The organism is Agromyces mediolanus, assembly GCF_014648575.1.
Taxonomy (GTDB): Bacteria; Actinomycetota; Actinomycetes; order Actinomycetales; family Microbacteriaceae; genus Agromyces; species Agromyces mediolanus.
The window spans coordinates 1-4,293 of the sequence record NZ_BMRJ01000006.1 but is presented as its reverse complement, the minus strand read 5'-3'; the positions used below and the strand labels follow the sequence as shown (position 1 = coordinate 4,293).

Here is a 4,293-nt window from a genome sequence, read left to right as displayed (position 1 = left end):
GGCACGCCGCCGGTGCACATCGGCGCGGGCGGCCGGACCCGTGATCCACTGGCTCGTGCCGTCGGCGGCGGCGGCGCGGCCGTCGAGGCTCGACGCCCACTTCACGGTCACCCGCGGGCGGCGGGCGCGCGCGGCGAACAGCCAATCGCCGATCGCGGCCTCCACCTCGTCGGCGAGGAGCCCTCGCTCGACCTCGACGCCGGCGGCACGCAGCCGTTCGGCGCCGCCGCTCGAGGCGCGGCCCGGGTCGGCGACGGCGTAGACGACGCGGGCGACGCCCGCCTCGATGAGGGCCTCGGCGCAGGGGCCGGTGCGGCCGGTGTGATTGCAGGGCTCGAGCGTGACGACGGCGGTCGCGCCGCGCGCGGCGGCCGCGGGCAGCTTCGCGAGGGCGTCCACCTCGGCGTGCGCGGTGCCGGCGCCGCGGTGCCAGCCCTCGGCGAGCGTCTCGCCCGCGGGGGAGAGCAGCACACAGCCGACCTGCGGGTTCGCGCCCGTCGAGGGGCCGCGGTGGGCGAGCTCGATCGCCCGTCGCATCGCGCGGAGCTCCGCGTCGTGGCCTGCCGTCATGTCCGTCCTCGTGATCGAGGCTCCGGGGTGCGCGGCGCGCCGCATCTCGGCCGCATGCGCGAAGGCGCCTCGGCCGACACGTGCCGCCTCCCATCCGGACTCTCACCGTCGGTACCGGAGTTCCACCGGTTCAACCGCTCGCTCCCCGAAGGGCGCTCGCGGCTCGCGGACTGTCACCGCCGGTTCGGAATTGCACCGACCCCGGAGCACGTTGTCGTGTTCGATTCTAGGTCAACGCGCCGGTCGCCGGACTATTCCCGCGGTCACGCGGCGACACGCGCAGCTACGCGTGCTCGACGAGCGCGCGGGCCGTGCCCTCGTCGGTGATGAGGTCGGTGATGAGCCCGGCGGCGATCGCCCCGCGCAGGCTCGGCAGCTTCGCGCGACCGGACACGACGCAGATGCGGCGCGGGGCGCGGCGCAGCACGCCGAAGTCGGGGCCCGTGGCCCGCTCGTTCAGCGGGATGCCCTCGCTCGAGCCATCCGCCCGGTAGAAGACGGTGGCGACGTCGCCGACGACGCCGTCCGCACTGAGCGCGGCGTAGTCCTCGCGCTCGAGGTAGCCGCCCTGGTAGACGCGGCTCGCGACCTCGGCGAATGGCGAGCCGACGCCGAACAGGGCGACGTCGAGCCGGCCCTGCAGCTCGAGCAGCCGCTTCGTGCTGCGCTCGCGCCAGAACGCCTCCTTCGTGGCGGGGTCGTCGAAGAAGGCGGGCACCGGGAACTGCTGCACCTTCGCGCCGAAGGCGTCGCCGAAGCGGCGCAGCAGTTCGCTCGCGTAGAGGATGCCGGTGGTGCGGAGGTTGCCCGCGCCGTTCAGCTGCACGATCTCGCTGTTGTGCGTCGACTTGGGCACGAGGTGCCGGCTCACAGCGCTCATGGTCGAGCCCCAGGCGACCCCGACGAGCTGATTCGAGTCGATGAAGCGGCCGAGAATCCGTGCAGCCGAGAGGGCGACCCGGTCGAGTCGGTCGACGTCGCTCGCCTGGTCCGGAACGGGCACGACGTGCGCGGCGATCTCGTGGCGGGCGAGGATCTCCTGCTCGAGCCGGCTCGGCAGATCGAGCGGGGAGTGGATGGAGATCTCGACGAGCCCGCTCGCCCTGGCGTGGCTCAACAGGCGCGAGACCGAGGATCGGGAGGTGTGCAGCTCCGCCGCGATGGCGTCCATCGTGAGGTCCTGCATGTAGTACAGGTGGGCCGCGCGCAGCGCGTCGCGGGTCTTACCCGCCGGCACCTCGGGGCTGCGGTCGGGGTCGTCCTGCGGGGTCCAGGTCATCGCCGGTCTCCTTGCACGTTTGTGCACGCGAGTTGAAAGAAGGTTCGCGCACGTTCACGATGTATTCATCCACAGACGGGACGCTTCTGGCAAGCCCGTCGGCACCGTCGAAAGGACCGGGATGAGCCACACGTCGACGTCGACGCATCCGACCGCCGCGGAGCGGCCCGAGATCGCCGAGCTGCGCGCCCGGCCGACGGCGCAGGTCGTCGTGATCGGCGGCGGCATCAACGGCATCGCGACCTTCCGCGATCTCGCCCTGCAAGGCGTGGACGTCGTGCTCGTCGAGCGCGACGACTTCGTCTCGGGCGCCTCCTCCGCGTCCTCGCACATGATCCACGGCGGCATCCGCTACCTCGAGAACGGCGAGTTCCGGCTCGTGCAGGAGTCGGTGACCGAGCGCAACGCGCTCATCCGCCTGGCGCCGCACTACGTCAAGCCGCTGCAGACCACCGTGCCGATCTTCTCGACCTTCTCCGGCATCCTCTCCGCGCCGCTGCGCTTCCTCACGCACCGCTCCGGCAAGCCGACCGAGCGCGGGGCGCTGCTCATCAAGACCGGCCTCACGATCTACGACTCCTTCTCCCGCGACGGCGGCAGCGTGCCGCGCCACCGCTTCCTCGGCCGCACGCGCACCCTCGCCGAGCTGCCGAAGCTGAACCCCGGCGTGAAGTACACCGCCACCTACTACGACGCGAGCATGCACGACCCCGAGCGGCTCGCCCTCGACGTGCTGCACGACGGACTCGCCACCGGCTCGCACGCCCGCGCCGCGAACCACCTGGAGGCCGTCGGCCTCGGCGCCGGCGGCGTGCGCGTGCGCGACCGGCTGAGCGGGGCCGAGTTCGAGCTCGCCGCCGACGTCGTCGTGAACACCTCGGGGCCCTGGACCGATCTCACGAACGAGGCGCTCGGCCAGGAGACCCGCTTCATGGGCGGCACCAAGGGCTCGCACATCGTGCTCGACCACCCCGAGCTCCTCGAGGCCACCGGCGGGCGCGAGATCTTCTTCGAGCACGAGGACGGCCGCATCGTGCTGATCTACCCGCTCAAGGGCCGGGTGATGGTCGGCACCACCGACCTCGAGCACGACATGCGGGAGCCCGCCGTGTGCACCGAGGCCGAGATCGACTACTTCTTCGAACTCGTCGCGCACGTTTTCCCGGACATCGCGGTCGACCGCTCGCAGATCGTCTACCGCTTCTCGGGCGTGCGCCCCCTGCCCCGCCACGACGACACCCAGCCGGGCTTCGTCTCGCGCGACTACCGCATCGAGCGGGCCGAGGCGCCCGGCCGCCGCGGCACGACCGTGCTGAGCCTCGTCGGCGGCAAGTGGACCACGTTCCGCGCGCTCGCCGAGCACCTCGCGAACGAGGTGCTCGAACTCCTCGGCGCCGAGCGCAGCCGCAGCACCGCGGGGCTCGCGATCGGCGGCGGGGCGGGCTACCCGACGACGCCGGACGCCCGCCGCGTCTGGCTCGTCTCGCACGGCGACGAGCTCGGCGCCGCGCGGGCGGAGGAGCTGCTCGAGCGCTACGGCACGCGCGCCGAAGCGCTCATCGACGAGCTCGAGCCCGCCGAGGACCTCGTGCTCGCGAACCACTCCGGCTACAGCCGCCAGGAGATCGCCTGGCTCGTGCGGCACGAGCGCGTCGCGCGGCTCGACGACCTCGTGCTGCGCCGCACCAGCATCGCCTTCACCGGTACCGCGACGCTGCCGCTCCTCGAGGAGCTCGCGGCCATCGCGGGCGAGGTGCTCGGCTGGAACGCGGAGCGGCGGAGCGCCGAAGTGCAGGCGACTCGCACGCTCCTCGCGGAGCGGCACGGCGTGGAACTGCCGGCGCTCGAGGTGAGCGGCGCCCAGTAGGGGCGCCGGCCCCAGATCTGCACGGATGTGCACCCGAAAACGCCCCGTACCGGGCACTTCGGCGGATAGCGTGCAGCAGGGCCCCTCGGCCCGATGTCACACCGGGGGCGGCGACCCGTGCCGCCCCACCCATTGAAAGAAGGTCAACGTGGACAATCTCGGCGTCCTGTTCCTCTCGGAACTCGTCGGTACCGCCCTGCTCGTGCTGCTCGGCACGGGCGTCGTCGCCAACGTCGCGCTCGTGCGCAACAAGGGCTTCAACGGCGGCTTCCTCATGGTCAACATCGGCTGGGGCCTCGCGGTCTTCGCGGGTGTGGTCGTCTCGTACGCCTCCGGCGCGCACCTGAACCCGGCGGTGACGCTCGGCCTCGTCGCGAACGGTGCGGAGGAGTTCGGCAACGCCGCGATGGGCACCACCGTCGCCGTGTCGTTCGTCTCGGTGCTCACCTACCTCGGCGCCCAGATGCTCGGCGCGTTCCTCGGCGCCGTCGTCACCTGGCTCGCGTACAAGCAGCACTTCGACGCGGAGCCCGAGGCCGCGAACAAGCTCGGCGTCTTCTCGACCGGCCCGGCCATC

Annotated in this window: 4 protein-coding genes and 1 riboswitch; of the genes, 2 read left to right on the top strand and 2 right to left on the bottom strand. The window is 72.4% G+C overall.

The window, feature by feature from the left end:
- Together ribD and IEY71_RS16790 are read right to left on the bottom strand one after the other, a co-directional pair.
- The coding region (ribD, locus tag IEY71_RS18450) for a bifunctional diaminohydroxyphosphoribosylaminopyrimidine deaminase/5-amino-6-(5-phosphoribosylamino)uracil reductase RibD (RefSeq protein WP_229781818.1) at positions 1 to 570 on the bottom strand (570 nt) is incomplete at its 3' end.
- Positions 571 to 646: 76 nt separating this feature from the next.
- Positions 647 to 784, bottom strand: a riboswitch (FMN riboswitch).
- A gap of 69 nt (positions 785 to 853) precedes the next feature.
- The gene (locus IEY71_RS16790; RefSeq protein ID WP_189086535.1) at positions 854 to 1,849 is read right to left on the bottom strand and encodes a sugar-binding transcriptional regulator; all 996 of its coding nucleotides are present in this window, start codon (positions 1,847 to 1,849) and stop codon (positions 854 to 856) included.
- A 121-nt stretch (positions 1,850 to 1,970) separates the two neighbouring features.
- On the opposite strand from IEY71_RS16790, the gene IEY71_RS16785 reads away from it, so the two are divergent.
- Both IEY71_RS16785 and IEY71_RS16780 read left to right on the top strand, forming a co-directional pair.
- The gene (locus IEY71_RS16785; RefSeq protein ID WP_189086534.1) at positions 1,971 to 3,716 is read left to right on the top strand and encodes a glycerol-3-phosphate dehydrogenase/oxidase; all 1,746 of its coding nucleotides are present in this window, start codon (positions 1,971 to 1,973) and stop codon (positions 3,714 to 3,716) included.
- Positions 3,717 to 3,864: 148 nt separating this feature from the next.
- Positions 3,865 to 4,293, top strand: a 429-nt coding sequence (locus IEY71_RS16780; RefSeq protein WP_189086533.1) for an MIP/aquaporin family protein, incomplete at its 3' end; no start/stop codon positions are given.

Excerpts from the sequence above, each read along its gene's own strand:
- IEY71_RS16790 (WP_189086535.1), bottom strand. The coding sequence starts at position 1,849 with ATGACCTGGACCCCGCAGGACGACCCCGACCGCAGCCCCGAGGTGCCG.
- IEY71_RS16785 (WP_189086534.1), top strand. The coding sequence starts at position 1,971 with ATGAGCCACACGTCGACGTCGACGCATCCGACCGCCGCGGAGCGGCCC.